15 protein-coding genes are annotated in these 15,304 nt (G+C 42.7%); all 15 read right to left on the reverse strand.

The genetic code is table 11. The features are described from left to right. Window positions 1-5: 5 nt before the first annotated feature. The 15 genes from ACFSX4_RS10035 to ACFSX4_RS10105 all read right to left on the reverse strand — a co-directional run bounded on the left by ACFSX4_RS10035 (window position 6) and on the right by ACFSX4_RS10105 (window position 15,166). A complete protein-coding gene (locus tag ACFSX4_RS10035; protein WP_377774174.1) occupies window positions 6-983 on the reverse strand; it encodes an alpha/beta hydrolase fold domain-containing protein in 978 nt (325 codons plus the stop codon). Window positions 984-1,013: 30 nt separating this feature from the next. Further along, window positions 1,014-1,670, reverse strand: a complete 657-nt coding sequence (locus ACFSX4_RS10040; RefSeq protein WP_377774176.1) for a DUF6320 domain-containing protein — start codon at window positions 1,668-1,670, stop codon at window positions 1,014-1,016. Further along, window positions 1,663-2,943: an alcohol acetyltransferase gene (locus ACFSX4_RS10045; RefSeq protein WP_377774178.1), complete on the reverse strand. Its 1,281-nt coding sequence runs from the start codon at window positions 2,941-2,943 to the stop codon at window positions 1,663-1,665. The genes ACFSX4_RS10040 and ACFSX4_RS10045 overlap by 8 nt, the downstream gene beginning before the upstream one ends. 188 nt (window positions 2,944-3,131) lie before the next feature. Beyond that, window positions 3,132-3,257, reverse strand: a complete 126-nt coding sequence (locus ACFSX4_RS10050) for a hypothetical protein (RefSeq protein WP_377774180.1) — start codon at window positions 3,255-3,257, stop codon at window positions 3,132-3,134. Between the two features lie 136 nt (window positions 3,258-3,393). Then, window positions 3,394-4,146 carry an iron ABC transporter ATP-binding protein gene (locus ACFSX4_RS10055; protein WP_377774182.1) on the reverse strand — a complete coding sequence of 251 codons (753 nt, stop codon included), beginning with the start codon at window positions 4,144-4,146 and terminating at the stop codon, window positions 3,394-3,396. Next, window positions 4,143-5,201 (reverse strand): iron chelate uptake ABC transporter family permease subunit, encoded by a 1,059-nt coding sequence (locus ACFSX4_RS10060; protein WP_377774184.1) that lies wholly within the window; start codon window positions 5,199-5,201, stop codon window positions 4,143-4,145. The genes ACFSX4_RS10055 and ACFSX4_RS10060 overlap by 4 nt, the downstream gene beginning before the upstream one ends. Further along, window positions 5,198-6,214: an ABC transporter permease gene (locus tag ACFSX4_RS10065; protein ID WP_377774186.1), complete on the reverse strand. Its 1,017-nt coding sequence runs from the start codon at window positions 6,212-6,214 to the stop codon at window positions 5,198-5,200. The genes ACFSX4_RS10060 and ACFSX4_RS10065 overlap by 4 nt, the downstream gene beginning before the upstream one ends. A gap of 18 nt (window positions 6,215-6,232) precedes the next feature. Continuing rightward, a complete protein-coding gene (locus ACFSX4_RS10070) occupies window positions 6,233-7,291 on the reverse strand; it encodes a siderophore ABC transporter substrate-binding protein (protein ID WP_377774188.1) in 1,059 nt (352 codons plus the stop codon). A gap of 305 nt (window positions 7,292-7,596) precedes the next feature. Next, window positions 7,597-8,277, reverse strand: coding sequence for a response regulator transcription factor (locus ACFSX4_RS10075; RefSeq protein WP_377774190.1), 681 nt, complete (start codon window positions 8,275-8,277; stop codon window positions 7,597-7,599). A 261-nt stretch (window positions 8,278-8,538) separates the two neighbouring features. Then, window positions 8,539-9,633 carry an NADH-dependent flavin oxidoreductase gene (locus tag ACFSX4_RS10080; RefSeq protein WP_377774192.1) on the reverse strand — a complete coding sequence of 365 codons (1,095 nt, stop codon included), beginning with the start codon at window positions 9,631-9,633 and terminating at the stop codon, window positions 8,539-8,541. Between the two features lie 147 nt (window positions 9,634-9,780). Continuing rightward, window positions 9,781-11,019, reverse strand: coding sequence for an MFS transporter (locus ACFSX4_RS10085; protein ID WP_377774194.1), 1,239 nt, complete (start codon window positions 11,017-11,019; stop codon window positions 9,781-9,783). 207 nt (window positions 11,020-11,226) lie between these two features. Continuing rightward, entirely contained in the window at window positions 11,227-12,414 is a 1,188-nt protein-coding gene (locus ACFSX4_RS10090; protein WP_377775375.1) for a Bcr/CflA family efflux MFS transporter, read from the reverse strand. A 224-nt stretch (window positions 12,415-12,638) separates the two neighbouring features. Continuing rightward, window positions 12,639-13,166 (reverse strand): methylated-DNA--[protein]-cysteine S-methyltransferase, encoded by a 528-nt coding sequence (locus ACFSX4_RS10095; protein ID WP_377774196.1) that lies wholly within the window; start codon window positions 13,164-13,166, stop codon window positions 12,639-12,641. Further along, complete coding sequence (locus ACFSX4_RS10100; protein WP_377774198.1) at window positions 13,159-13,716, reverse strand: bifunctional transcriptional activator/DNA repair enzyme AdaA; 558 nt, start codon at window positions 13,714-13,716, stop codon at window positions 13,159-13,161. Before ACFSX4_RS10100 ends, ACFSX4_RS10095 begins: the two co-directional genes overlap by 8 nt. A gap of 316 nt (window positions 13,717-14,032) precedes the next feature. Beyond that, window positions 14,033-15,166 (reverse strand): M20 family metallopeptidase, encoded by a 1,134-nt coding sequence (locus ACFSX4_RS10105; RefSeq protein WP_377774200.1) that lies wholly within the window; start codon window positions 15,164-15,166, stop codon window positions 14,033-14,035. Window positions 15,167-15,304 lie beyond the last annotated feature (138 nt).

Raw genomic sequence — 15,304 nt, forward strand, 5'->3', positions numbered from 1 at the left:
AACCTTTATTCCTCTTCAACCTTCTCAAGTATTTCAATAATTTCACGTCTTGCCCGTGCCCCTTCAAGAATTGGATACTGTGGGAATACATGATTCATCATCGGGTATTCATGGTATTCATGAGGCGCCTCTGCTTCTTCAAGCAGGCTGACAAACTTCCGGGTATCCGGAAGACAGATTTCCCGTGTGCCGACAAAGATGTATATTTTCGGCAGTCCTTTGAGTTCACCCTGTATCGGGGAGACTTTATAATTGTCCGGACTGCTGTCCCCTGTCCAGATTCTGCCGATAATTTTCAAATTATACGGTTCAAGCATAGGATCTACTTTCGCGTACTCAGCCATTTCAGGATTTTCAAGCGTAATATCGAGCCATGGGGATATGATGATGACTGCTTTCGGCATTGCCATATTTTCTGATGCCAGCCATTGTGTAAAGCCGACCGCAAGACCGCCGCCTGCCGAGTCCCCCATAAAAATTAATTCCTCGTCACTTTCTTTAAGCAGGTCCTGATAGAGTGCTGCAACCTTTTTGTAGGCATCACGATACGTATATTCCGGTGCCTTCGGATAAATCGGCACGATAAACTCGAGCCCTGTATCACGCACCATCTTATCAATAAACAGCCAGTGGAAATATGACGGCTGATGGACATAACCGCCGCCGTGTAAATAAAGCACCCGTCTCGTACTTTTTTTCTCCGCCGGACTGACTCTGAACACTTTCATACCAGAATCCTGAAATGCTGTCACATCAGAACGCATCACCCCGTCACGCAGGATATATTCCTTCCGGTTGTGCTCCATATTTTTTTCGAGCATTTCTTCATCAACTTCCGCAAGATCAAAGTTAAACACTTTAATAATATCTTCCGCAAGCTTACTGCCGACACTTCTCTTCTCTACTATTACTGCCTGGATGATATACCAGAGGCTGATGACGCCGCTTACCGTCCATGCGGCAACTTTAAGCATATGTTTCATTTAATCATTCCTTTCATGTCCCGGTGCTTATTAAATATGAAACCGTCTGCTGAGCTGCGTCATAAACGACTTGGCAAAAAGCAGAAATACAGAGAACACAGTGACTGCAAATAATGCCGCAGTAAGACTCGGCCAAAGTACATGAGATACCTGTGATACGTATAAAATAATTGGAATGAATCCCATCCCAATCATCATCAGCAAAAAGCTGAAGTAGCCGGTCCACTTTAAAGGTACTCTTAAAATAATAATTGAAATCAACAGTATCCCTGCAATAATCAAAAACGGTACTGCATAGTCCACGGACCACTGCAGGTTGCCTGACATCGCATCAATTACCAGCAGTAAAATTGTCAGACTGATGACCTGTATCGTAATTTTTCCGCCGATATGTGATCCTGACAATATCGTGTGACTGATGGATACCATCACGTAAAAAACAGAAGCCGCCACATAAAACACCCATAGAAACTGCGGCAGAATAATAATATTAATCATTAAACAGATTAAAACCGCAAGGCTCCCGGCAAGGATGGACAGCCTTGAAATACGTGTCCGTATCCTCTGCTCTTCACTGTTGTAATCGGGATACCATTCATACTGCCTCTCCTCTGTATCCAGCTGTGTATAACATAACGGGCAGGTACTTTGACTCACCTGCACATCGCAGTTCGGACATTTATTCATAAACATTCCCCCAGTCATTGGAGTACACCGTCACATCAAGTCCCGTAATCACTCTCAGTTCTTTAAAAAATGACTGGATAATATCATTTTCTTCGATAGACCGTGCAAATGTAATCGTCAGGTGATTGTTCAAAGTACTGATACCGCAGTTGATCGGGCTTTTTCTTGTCGGATAAAGGATGACTTCCATCCTGTCGATATACGGCGCCATCGTCTCCGGCAGTTTGACGTTACCGAGATTCGTTAATGTCAAAGTCTTAGCACGTTCACCCACCTGATTAAACGCAAAGCGCATGACCGGATACTTTAAAAAGACGGGCACTACACGCATCCAGAAATTACGCTGGAAGGACACAAAACGGTTAATACCCTTCTGAAGGTTTTCTTTATCCGTATTCTCTTTGAGCTGTCCGGAGACTTCGTCAATAATTTCATTAAAATGAATATATCCATCCATCGGAATACTAATATTTGCGACAGAAAAGAAATTCCTGAGTGTGACAGACGGAAACTGCCGCCTCAAATTAACCGGCAGCGCGACAGAAACCACACCATCCGTCATATCCTGAGTCATTTTCTTATCGTGAATCACCTGAATCAGCACACTTGTAAGAAACGCTGTCAGTGATGTGCCCCGCTCCTTGGCATAAGCATTTAATGCCGCGCCGTCCATGACACCGTGGACAACATTAATCCCTGGTGTATTAAAAGGTGTCCCGTGGATCTGATAAGCCTTTTCTGCACGCCGTCCGGGACGCTTTACCGCATGAGAGGTCGCATACCTTTCAAAACTGTCCTCTATTTCTTCTTGGTGTGGATTATCTTCCGGCGTCAGTACCAGTCCGTCCTCCGATAAATCTTTTTTAAGCTCTTTTAAGTACTGATAGACGAGTGTCTTCAAAAACTCAACGGCACCAGCACCGTCTGTCAGTGAATGAAACACTTCCACAGAGATTCTTTTCTTGAAATAAAGAACACGTATCAGATACGCATTATTTTCTTTCGGATGAATCGGACCGCATGGATAATCCGTTTCCGGCTTCACTAGTAACTGTTCATCATTGTGCTCCATAAAATCCCAAAAGAGACCTCTCCGCACCCGGACAGTCAGTGTCGGGAAACGCACTGCCACAACATCCAGTGCTTTTTGCAGGATTTCCGGTTCAACCTGCCTTTTAAGTATCATGGACACCCTGAAGACAGACGAATTCGTTGCATTGGATACCGCATGAAATATTTTTCCTGTGTTATCAATTCTATACCACTGATCCATCTGTCCACCCCCAGTATATTTATACGTTAGACCTTACTTAATCATCTACAGACATCACCAATGATTTATCCTTACAATCTATTATACTAAAAAGATCAGACTCAAACTTAAAATAAGCTGAGTCTGTCATTATACACCCTGTATTTTCACGTTACGGCAATTGTAACAGACTGACGGGCTTTATTTCCCTATTCGTTTTCAACATTCTCATAGTAGAATGACTTCCGCTGGTCCGCTGCAGCAGCAATAATTATAAAACCGAGTACGAGAAATAAAAACGAACCTGCAGCATACACTATTCTTAATTCAAACATCTCGGCATATCAAGCCACCACTCCTAAATTGTTTTATTCATATAAAAAAACCTCACTCCCAAGATTATTCGTCTTGAGAGCGAGACTTCATCAATTTAAAAATTACGGTGTCATTCTGCTTCACACGTACTTTTTCCTAATAAATCGCCACTTTGCCGTAAGGGCCGTCAATGATTTCAATTTTTGTTTCAAAAATATCTGTTAAAATATCCGGCTGCATGACTTCATCGACACTGCCGAAAGCAGCAACCTGACCTTCTTTCATCGCACAGATTCTGTCGGAATACTGTGCTGCAAAGTTAATATCATGGAGAACAGTCACAATCGTTCTGCCGAATTCATTTGCCGCTTCTCTCAAGTGTTTCATCATCTGGACAGAATGTGCCACATCCAGATTATTCAGCGGTTCATCCAGTAATACATACTCTGTCTCCTGACACAGCACCATCGCTACATAGGCGCGCTGCCGCTGTCCGCCGGACAATTCATCTAAATATCTGTTTTCAAGCGCCGTTAACTTCAGAAAATCAATATACTTTGATATAATTTCCTCGTCTTTTTTCGTCAATCTGCCCTTTGAATACGGAAAACGGCCGAAACCGACCAGCTGTCTTACAGTCAATCTTGTGACAAAATGATTTTCCTGGCGCAGTATGGTCAGTATTTTGGCAAGGTCCTTGGACTTGGTACCGGCAACATCCATCTCAGCCACAGCAATCTGCCCTTCATCAATGTCGAGCAGTCTGCCGATCATCAGGAGTGTCGTAGATTTTCCTGCTCCGTTCGGACCGATTAAAGATGTGAGTCCTGCCTTTGGTATATCAATTTCCAAAGGACCAATCGCAACTTCTTCATTATATAATTTTCTAACATTTTCAATTTTTATCATAGAGACCTCTTCCTTAAAATGACGATTAAGAATATTAATCCGCCGACAAGTTCAATGATGATTGAAACAACGCCCTGTGCATCGAATATGTGATACATCGTAAAGTATGCACTTGTAAGCACCAGAAAAGCAATCGCAAGTGCCATCGGGAACACATATCTGTGGTCATATGTCGGTGCTGCCTGATAACTGAGTGTTGCAACTAAAAAGCCGAAGAAAGTCATTGGACCGATTAAAGCAGTTGAAACAGACATTAACACCGCAATCAGTACCAATATATAAATCACATGCGCCCTGTGATTGACGCCGAATGATGTTGAAGCATCTTTTCCGAGTGACATCACATTCAGATGTCTGGAATGGATAAGTATTAAGGCACCTGCCACAATAACGATTGGAATGACAATCGGAAAATATTCAGGATCTGCGTTATTGACCGATCCGAACAATCTTGCCTGCAGTAAATCGAACTCTGACGGTGAAAGCACTCTTCTCATAAATGTAGAAACAGAGTTCAAGCCGCCTCCGATGATAATACCTACTAAAAGCATCAGCTGTAAGTTCCCGTACTTCCCGGAAAGAAGCCATCCGTATAAGATTAAACTCATCATCACCATCATCGCTACCTGCAGCAGGAAAGGACCTGTTCCGGTAAAATTCACCAGTGCCCCTGCGCCGAAGAAGAACATCATACTGGTCTGAATCGCAGAATAAAGTGAATCATACCCTAAAAGAGATGGTGTAATAATTCTGTTGTTTGTAATAGAGTGGAATGCTACAGTCGCCAAACTCTGACAGACCGCAGCAATAATCATCGCCGTCACAGCAATCATCCGCCGCTTCGCTATCGGCGCAAATGACGGAGAATCAACAGGTACAGGATTATTATAAACAAGCAGACCATAAGAAAATAATAAACCCGCGGCTGTGAGTACAATAAGCAGTACCCAGTATCTTATACGTTCTTTTTTGTTGCGGAAGGCTTTCGCCGACCGTTTCTTATGGTGAAGGCCCCGATGGTCAACATTTGTTTCTTTGTTTTGGAATATACTCATCGCAGCCTCCTTGGTCTTCTCTGTCTGAGTAAGATGATAATAAACACCACTGCACCGACTGTGCCGAGAATGACAGAGACAGAGATTTCAAACGGCATAATAATCGTTCTTGAAATAATATCACAGACGGTGATAATTCCCATACCGAGAACACAGACCCAGGGCAGATTGCTCTTCAAGTCATCCCCCCGGAACATCGAGATGATATTTGGAACAATCAAGCCGAGAAACGGCAGATTACCTACTACGGCAGCAACGATACCAACCGCAACCGCAATCAGCATTGTTGCAATCAGAACGATTGTATTGTAGTTTAAGCCGAGACTTTTTGCGATATCTTCTCCAAGACCCGCAATCGTCAGGCGGCTTGCGAGCATAAAAATCAAAATAGTAATGATAATGATAATCCATAAATACTCATATCTGCCCGCCTGAATCGGGGCGAATGAGCCGATAAACCAGTTTTGGATATTCTGGGACATATTGAAAAACAGACCGACAAATGTGGAAAATGCAGAAATAACCGCCCCGAGCATTAATCCGATAATCGGGACAATCAGAGATGAACGAAGTTTAACTCTTCTTAAAAACAAGAAAAAGACCATTGTTCCCACAAAGGAAAAAACGATCGCCCCGAGCATTCTAAGCATAAGTGTCGGTGACGGAAACATCAGGTACACAAATAAAAGTCCGAGACCGGCCCACTCCATTGTCCCTGTTGTGGTGGGTTCAACAAACTTATTCTGTGTAATCAGCTGCATCACAAGACCTGCCATCGCCATGGCGGCACCTGTCAGTAATAGAGCTGCTGTTCTCGGTACACGGGTAATGAAAAACATGTCCCAGCCGTCTTCCTGGCCCCGTATATCATAGACACCTACAAATAAAGATATAATGGCCAGAATCATCACACCAATCACTGCTGCGATAAATGATTTTGTCCATATTTTATTATGATTATAAGGCGGGGCATGGGAATCTCTCCCAACCCCGCCTGTTATTTTTTTAAGCACTGCCTCATGCCCCTTGTCTTACTGATTTAAAGTATTCGAAATATCTCCAAATAACTCTATATAAGTTTGAATAGATTCGTTAAGGTAAGTATCTGCAGGTGCATAAATCACTTGCCCTTCTGATACAGCTGTTGTATTTTGAAGCGCCGGTGAGTTTTCAATTACATCCTGTGCAGGTGTAGATTCCTCATCCATATCAGCATCACGGTCTAACACCATAATCCAGTCCGGATTACTGTCAGCGATAGCCTCAACGGAAATATCATCACCCTGGTGATCTTCAGTTGAACCTTCTACTTCAAGTGACGGTTCCCATCCGAAGATTTCGTACATAGGACCCCAGACACGTCCGTTGTGCGGTGCTGAGAAACCAATTTCTCCACCTGAAACAATTACACTCATCACTGTGTCTGAGCCGTTATAAGCTGCTGTAGCATCTTCAACCGCCTGATCAAAGTCAGCATTTAACTGTTCTGCTTCCGCTTCTTTTTCAAAAATCTGTCCTAACTTTGTCGTGTTGTCTTTAAGACCGTTAACTAAGTTTTCTCCAGGTGTTTCAGCCGTTTCATCTACATTCACGTTTAGGTCAATTACTGCTGCTTCCGGTACTAATTCTTTAATATCTTCATAGTAGCCGCTGAATCTCTGACCAACGATAACCAGATCCGGATTTGCTGCTGCGATTGCTTCTAAATTAGGCTCACGGTGATTACCGATGTCTTCAATAGAATCATTGTCCAGGTAGCTTAAACCGCTCGGCATCAGGCTTACTGCTGCAGCTGTCAGTTCAACTCCCCAGTCATCCAGTGTTTCAAACGTTCTGTTGTCAAGCGCAACAACTGATTCCGGGTTTACCGGAACTTCTACAGTACCGTGTGCATCTTCAATTTCAACTGTTCCGGCATCTGCTGACTCATCAGAACCTTCTTCAGCGTTTGAATCATCTGTTGTTTCTTCTGATGTTTCATTATTTGAATCATCCGTCTCTGCTTCATCACCAGAGTTGGAACATGCTGCAAGTACCAGAGCAAATACAGCCATCAATACAGTTAATTGTAAAAATTTATATTTCGTCATTTCTCAAACCTCTTCCTTTATTATAAAATTATTTTACTCAATACCGACCCACTCGAATCCTTAGTCAGAAACTGAGATTTTCTCAAAACAGAATATGTACAGAAAATATGCCGCGGTCCTCCTCCAATATATCAATTTTAAATAACCATCCCGCCCTAATTGCTTATGATAATCATTTTCAATTAGATGTTATATGGAAAAGTATAGATTTTAATTCTTTGAAAATCATGTGAAGACTGAATTTAAGGAAAAATCTTTTAAATACGGGCTGCCCTTAGAAAAACCGGGCAGAATTTTATGAAACATTACCTTTCACTCATTGTGTATCCCCTGCCGTGTACTGTACTGATATATCTGCTCTGTTTACTGCAGCCGATTTTCTTTCTTAAATAGCTGATATATAAATCTACAACATTCGGATTTACAGCCATGTCATATCCCCAGACTTGATTCAAAAGCATTTCCCGGCTCAATATACCATTCTTATTCTTTACTAAAAACAACAGTAAATCATACTCTCTCCGCGTCAATGAAACATCTTTCCCGGCTTTTGTCACAACATTTCTTGATGTATCCACCAGAATATCATTGAACTTAAGAAGCACCGCTTCACTGTCATTCACCCGTACACTCCGGCGCAGAATGACTTTTATCCGCTCGACAAGCTCTTTCTTTTCAAAAGGCTTCCTGACATAATCATCCGCCCCTGCTCTTAATGCAGCGATGCAGTCCTCACTTGAGATCTGATTGGTCACAATAATAATCGGTGTCATTTTGACCTCTCTGATCCAGGCGCATATTTCAGGACCTGACATACTGAGTGAATCCCAGTCCAAAACAATGATATCCCAGTTTTTTTCGAGCACAATGTCTAACCCCTGGCTTTCATCATGAAGTGTTACAGTAAACCCTTCTTCACGTGCGAGACCGCTGACAATCTTTTTCGATGAGGACTGTTCATTTTTAATTACCAGCACTTGTTTCAAATTAAAGTCACCCCCTGTTTCTCTTCATACTGAATATGTTTATGTCACTTTATTTTATACCAACACCATGATAATGAGAATCATTTTCATTATTTTAAAGATATTATAACGTGAATCACTGTGAAAATCCTGTGAATATTACGCCATTTAAAAACATTTCACAGATTTATCGTGTGTTTCACGCCATATGTTTTCATCGCTCATACCAAAACATATATAAAAACCCCTAAAATTAGATGTATCTAACTTTAGGGGTGTATCCTACTCTTCAATATTCAGCCAGCCTTTTCTTTGTTCAAAAATCTTCCAAAGTTTATCTGGTATTTTTAAATGCTCAGAATCGGATTTTTTGATCACTGTTTCAATCGATTCTTCCTGATTTTCTTTGAATAACTCCACCCATCTCGGATCAATGATTAATCCTCTGCCAACCGCAATCAAATCGGCACCGAGACTATTAATATTCCGTGCAGCTTCCGGTGTTGCGATGGATCCTGCAGCCATTACAGGCAGCTCCGTTCTTTCAGAGATTAAACGTACAGTCGGCTGGTCGTAATTTCCAACAGGTGTACCTGCAGCATCACCGAGTGAAATATGAACATAATCAATGTTCTCTGTTTCCAGAAACTCGACCAGCTTAAATGTATCTTCAATCCTCAAACCATCCGGATCAGATGATTCTTCCGGCGATAAACGGTAACCGAGCATAAACGGCTTTTGGGCATATTCATCAATCGCACTTCTTACCGCTTTAATTACTTCGTGCGGAAAACGAAGTCTTTTTTCCAGAGAGCCGCCCCATTCGTCTGTTCGTTTATTCGTCCCGGGCGACCAGAAATTCTGTACAAGAAAACCATGGGCACCGTGGATTTCAACACCGTCAAATCCTGCCTCTACCGCTCTTCTTGTCGTTTCTTTAAATGCTTCAATAATATCCAGAATTTCTTCATTAGTCAGTTCACGTACAGTTTTACTGTCTCCGCTGATGTCGGACGGTCCCACTACATCGAGGTCCGGCAGCGTTTTATTCCCTGCATGGAATATTTGAAGTACTGCCGGCGCACCGCCTGACTTTGCGGTTTCAGCAAGGCGTTTCAAACTCGGCACATATGAATCCTCATAAGCAGCAAACTCGTCCGTAAAACCCTGACCGTTTTTCGTTACATGTGTACAGCCCGTAATAACAAGTCCCACACCGTTTACGCGGATTTTGTAGTACTCGATTTCATCCTCCGACACCGTCAAATCTGTGTTCCCGGCCCATGTTGTCATCGGCGCCATTGCCATTCTGTTTTCTATCGTCACACCGCTTCTGAAACGAAACGGCTGAAATAATTCTCTCTCATCAGTCTGCATCAATTATCCTCCTCACCAATCATGTAGAATATCAGTATGACTGTCATAAGTCAAAATATCTGACCCTGTGCTTAAAGTTGTTGCATGATTACGTTTTGAGGTGATATTACCAGGAGAGAATTCCTTTATTTCCAGCAGTATTTATCTCTAATGCACACTGCTTTTCTTTCTCATCCATAAAAACATCATGATGAATAAAAATCCGCCGCAAAGGATGTATAACATTTCGTAACCGAACGCGAATGATATTAATATGTAGCCAAGGAACGGCCCGGCCGCTGCACCTAAGTCCTGAATGACCGTATAATACGTGAAGAAACGTACTCTGTCCTGCCCCTGCGCTTCATCCGAAGCTCTCGCATCAACGAGGGTCGTGAGTGCTGTGGATACCAGCATAGCAAGGATGGTGACACCGACCCAGATTAACGGGGAGAAAGACACGATAAGGAGCGGAAAACTGACGGCGCCGATGAAGAGCGAGCCGATTAAATATGGAATGCGTCCTTTTTTACCGTCCGACCATATACCGACCTGCTTTGCGAGAAACGGCTCCCATGCCCAGCGAAGTGCCTGCAGAATACCTGACAATGCAGCAGATGCAACTGCCACCGACCAGAAATCAACCGCGTCTCCGTAATGATAAACAATCAGTGTCGATAATGTCGCTGCAAAAACACCCTGGATAATCATCGTGATACCGAAGCTGCTGCCCATAATGAGGGCATGCTTCTGTATCAATGACACAGGAGACATTCTCTTTTCCTTCTTCTTCAATGGATCTTTTTTAAGTTTTTCTGTTTTATATACTGCTGCGAGCAGGATGATACCGAACGCCGAAAAAAGACCGAAAATAATAGAGACCCAGGATAAGCCGAAAAATGGTGTCAGAAGTCCGCCGCCGAGCATACCGCCGAGACTCCCGAGCCTGTAAAGCCCGTTATAAACACCCATTGCCTCACCCTGCTTGTTATCCCCGCCGTATATGGATACCGTCGACAATCCTCCGATTCTAAGAAAGGACCATGCGAGCCCCCATAACGCCCTAAGAACAAGCCATGCGGCAAAACTGCCGGCAAAACCGTAACCGACAGTCGTAATAATACTCAGGAAAACCGCAAACATCAAGCCAGCCTTCAAAGAAATCTTTCCGTAAATTTTACCGACAACCGGATTTAAAGGCAGACGTACAAAGCGGTTCACTGCAAGCAGAACCCCTACCTGCCAAAGTCCGTCAAGCCCCGCCTCCCGCCAGTAAATCGGCAGTGCGATATAAAGCATCGAGTCGCCGAGCAGGCAGCAAGCCGTCACCAGGGCGATGGTTACAATATTTTTTGAGCGTTTACCGGATGCGATACGCACCATCTCCCTGCTGATATATTTATTCACTAAAACATACCAGTATTATACATACTGTTCAAGTATATTTTCAGAAAATACACATTTTTATTTGATGAAAAGAAATACCTGCCGGACGGGTGAAATATACTGCATTCAATTAACAGTGTTCATATATAAAAAGACACTCCCCCGGAACTGGGAAATGCCTCCTTTTAAGCTATTCTTCATACAATTTTCTGCTGAATCTGCCGTTTTTTATTTTATCAGTTTTAAAAACGCAATGAGTCCAACGGATGATGTACAGAAGAGAATCATACTCATCGGTACAGCAGAGTCTTCATTCACACCTGCAAGGGGAGAAAATATCGCGCCGAGCAGTAAAGGCAGCATACCAAGCACCGCACTTGCACTCCCTGCACGATGGCCCTGTTCGGACATACCGAGTGTGAACGTGCTGGTGATTGTCATCCCCATCGTGGTCATATAAATAAAAATTAAAGCGACGATAAAAGGAAGCGGCGCTTCTATAATCGAAACGATTAACAGTAGAAATGTTGCACTGACTGCCGTAATCACTGCTATTTTCAGAAGCTGTTTTTCATGAACAATACCGCCGAGACGGCCGATGATAAAACTTCCTATAATAATCGCGATCCCATTAATTCCGAACAGCACACTGAACGTCTGTGGCGAAACGCCGTAAATATCCTGGTATATAAACGGTGTCCCCGACACATACGCAAAGCTCCCGCCATGCACAAATCCGACCAGTACTGCATAACCGATAAACGACCGGTCTGTCAGAAGACTGCCCATCGTACGAAGTGTCGCTGTTCCGGAACTCTTAATGCGTTTTTCCTCAGGCAGTGTTTCCTTAAGGTTCAAAGCAACGATAATTACAATAAAGAGCCCGATCAGACTTAAGAATAAAAATATCGTATGCCAGCTCGCAAAAGGCAGAATCAGTATTGCGCCGCCGGCCATCGGTGCTGCCATTGGTGCAACGGCGTTGATTACCATTAACAGAGAAAAGAATTTTGTCAGTTCTCTGCCGCTGAATACATCACGTACGACTGCACGTGAAAGAACCACACCGGCTGAAGCCGTAAAACCCTGCAGAAACCTTGCAGCAATCAGCACATAAATATTCGGTGCCACTGCACAAAGTACAGATGATACAACAAATAATGATGTTGAAATCAGAAGCGGCTTCTTTCTGCCTTTCGCATCACTGAGCGGTCCTATAATAATCTGACCGAATGCAAGACCGAGAAGACAGGCAGTAAGGCTCGCCTGAACTAAAGAGATACTGGTATCTAAATCCTGTGCGATACCGGGAAAGCTTGGTAAATACATATCAATATTTAAAGGTCCCATAACTGCAAGGAGACCAAGAAGTAACGCAAGGCCCAACCGTTTCCTGCCGGTTGGATTATGTATGATGTTATCATTATTTTGGATGATACAACCACCTCCCCGTTAATTCTATGATATATACAGCTCCGGCACAACAGGAGAATCACCTGCACTCCCTCTGAAAACGCAGTCATTATATATTTGCAGACAGAATTATGATGCAGGTACCTGTAGATGATCCTGATGACTGCGCCATAATTCTGTCCACTGTCTGTTGGACTGGTTTAGTTTTTTTAAATCTACCAGTTGTTCTATACCTGCCGCTTCACGCTTTCTATTTCAAGAAGGATCTGTTTCATTTCCAGCCCACCGCGGAACCCTGTTAAATTACCGTTTTTAGAAACCACTCTATGGCAGGGCACAACAATCATCACCGGATTTAATCCATTCGATCTGCCAACTGCACGTACAGCCTTCGGTCTGCCTATTCTTTCAGCAATATCCGAATACGACACCGTTTCTCCGTATGGAATTTTTCTGAGTTCTGCCCATACTGATTCCTGAAAATCAGTCCCTTTTAAATCCACCGGAATATCAAATTCTGTTCTTTCTTTATTCAAATATTCTTTAATCTGTTGAACATACGGTCCGACATGCACCGCCTGCTCCACTAACTTTGAATCATTTCTGTATGTCTTTGCCCAGACCTCCAGTTCACTGAATCCGCCGGCCGGACTGCCGACAAAACACAATCCCTGCTCCGTGGCCGCAGTATAGATTACCTGGTCTCCATATGATAATGTCCCGTAGTAAATGATTTCTCCCGTTTCATTATTCATTTCCTTTCCCCTTTCTAAAATCACTCGGCGTCTGTCCATGTCTTTCCTTAAATAATGTAGAAAACCGTGAGGCATTGGAAATTCCGACTAATTCACCAATTTTCTTTACTGTAAAATGACTGTTTTTCAAGTATTCTTCAGCTTCTCTCATTCTTTTGTTCTGTACATATTCAAGCGGAGTGATGCCTTTTATTTTCTTAAATACTCTATGAAGATGGTATGGACTGCTGTGACAGTGCTCTGCGATATACGCGAGCGTTAACGGCTCTGCATAATTCATGTCTATATACATCTCAACATGTGATATCCATTCTTCATCAGGTAGTGTTCTGCCGCCCGATTTACATCTCTTACACGGCCTGTAGCCATCTTTCAGTGCATCCTCCGCACTTGAAAAGATAGTGACATTCTCAAAATTAGGAACCCTGGATTTACATGATGGTCTGCAGAATATTCCCGTCGTTTTTACAGCATAAAAGAAACAGCCGTCATAACACTGATCATTTTCAATGATTGCCTGTTTTCTTTCTTCCGTAAGCTCTAAAATCATCACTTCATCTCCTTTACTTGATTCTTACACAAAAACTGATGAATAAATACAATTTCCCGATTAAAAAGCAAGATATGAAAACTATTTTTCAATGAAGTGTTTAAGAATTGATAATAAAAAGCATTCCTGCAGCAGGATTATCAATAAGTTCTCTCAAAGATTCCACATTTATTATCATTTCAGTTAAACGTGTTCAAAAAAACAAAAAAATTGAACACGTAAAAATAACGTGTTCAAGATTTGTACATGACAATCGTTTTGATTTTTTCCTGCCGGCGTATTAAGTAAATTTTTATCCAAAACCAAACGAATGGTGTCACCGGCACTTGTTATTTAAAACAGCGATTATCCCGTCCGTCACTTCCTTAACCGCCTGGACCCCGACTCTTTCTTCAGCTGTATGTGCAAAGGCGTTACTCCCCGGACCAAAATATATTGTATCCGTCTGATACTTATCAAGCGTGCCGCCTTCCCCCCATCCACCGAATACACCGACTTCAATCTGCCTGCCGAGTGTCTCTTCCAGTACCTTTTTGACACTGATGAATTTTTCCGATTCACGGTCTATCTCCATCGGTGTGCAGTCGACGATAACATCCGCCTGGTAATTAAACGCTGGATAAGTACGCTTCACTTCTTCGGCCACAATATCAATTTCTTCCTGAAAATCTGTGATATTTTCATTCGGCAGATACCTTTTATCAATCACTATGCTACATTCAGCAGGTACACTGTTTGCCTCAGTCCCCGCTTCTATCATGCCGACATTCATCTTAGCCTGTCCTAATAACGGATGTGTGTTGCGGATATATTTTTCAGCCGTAAACTTTTTAAATTGATTTATAAATTCAACAGCCATGTATATCGCATTCTCACCCGTTTCCGGCATACTGGCATGCGCACTTCTGCCGAAAAATGTAACCTTAATCCAGGCATTCCCTTTTTGAGCCGCCATCAAATTCTGGCTGGTCGGTTCCGGAATGACTGCCAGATCACACACCGGCAGCAGACCTTTTTCAAAGGCATCTACAGTCTGCTGTGCATATGTCTCTTCATCTGTCGAATACATTAAATAAACTTCCCCCTTCAGATGGTGATCACACGCATACTTAAACGCCATATAATTACACGCACATCCAGCCTTCATATCGCATGAACCACGCCCGTATATTGCACCATCTTTTTCAACAGGGTTTAAAGGCTCATTCATATCCCCAGGAGATACCGTATCCAGGTGTCCCTGCAGTAACAGTCTGCAGCCTTCCCCATTCTTATAATGAGCGATGACATATGGATTCTCGGTATCCCTGCCTATTATCCTCACATCAGCATCTGTCTCATTCAGAATTTTACGGTACATAAATTCTGTTATTTTCTGCTTCCCTTTCACAGAAAAAGATTCAATACGAACCAGTTCTTTCGTTAATTCCACAGCTGAATCGCCGTACATTTCAACCCCTCCACTCATTTTGAAATATGTCCTAAAAATATCCCAAAATCTATATCCATACATTTCAATAGGCATATCTGGTGCTTCTACTACAAGATAGCTCTTTCATTATAATTTATAATAAAAAAAGTTCCCAAC

The sequence above is a fragment of the Corticicoccus populi genome, assembly GCF_042686195.1.
GTDB classification, from domain to species: domain Bacteria; phylum Bacillota; class Bacilli; order Staphylococcales; family Salinicoccaceae; genus Corticicoccus; species Corticicoccus populi.

Coding starts and splice junctions, on each gene's coding strand:
- ACFSX4_RS10035 (WP_377774174.1), bottom strand. CDS start 983: ATGAAACATATGCTTAAAGTTGCCGCATGGACGGTAAGCGGCGTCATC.
- ACFSX4_RS10040 (WP_377774176.1), bottom strand. CDS start 1,670: ATGAATAAATGTCCGAACTGCGATGTGCAGGTGAGTCAAAGTACCTGC.
- ACFSX4_RS10045 (WP_377774178.1), bottom strand. CDS start 2,943: ATGGATCAGTGGTATAGAATTGATAACACAGGAAAAATATTTCATGCG.
- ACFSX4_RS10050 (WP_377774180.1), bottom strand. CDS start 3,257: ATGTTTGAATTAAGAATAGTGTATGCTGCAGGTTCGTTTTTATTTCTC.
- ACFSX4_RS10055 (WP_377774182.1), bottom strand. CDS start 4,146: ATGATAAAAATTGAAAATGTTAGAAAATTATATAATGAAGAAGTTGCG.
- ACFSX4_RS10060 (WP_377774184.1), bottom strand. CDS start 5,201: ATGAGTATATTCCAAAACAAAGAAACAAATGTTGACCATCGGGGCCTT.
- ACFSX4_RS10070 (WP_377774188.1), bottom strand. CDS start 7,291: ATGACGAAATATAAATTTTTACAATTAACTGTATTGATGGCTGTATTT.
- ACFSX4_RS10080 (WP_377774192.1), bottom strand. CDS start 9,633: ATGCAGACTGATGAGAGAGAATTATTTCAGCCGTTTCGTTTCAGAAGC.
- ACFSX4_RS10095 (WP_377774196.1), bottom strand. CDS start 13,166: ATGAATAATGAAACGGGAGAAATCATTTACTACGGGACATTATCATAT.
- ACFSX4_RS10100 (WP_377774198.1), bottom strand. CDS start 13,716: ATGATTTTAGAGCTTACGGAAGAAAGAAAACAGGCAATCATTGAAAAT.
- ACFSX4_RS10105 (WP_377774200.1), bottom strand. CDS start 15,166: ATGTACGGCGATTCAGCTGTGGAATTAACGAAAGAACTGGTTCGTATT.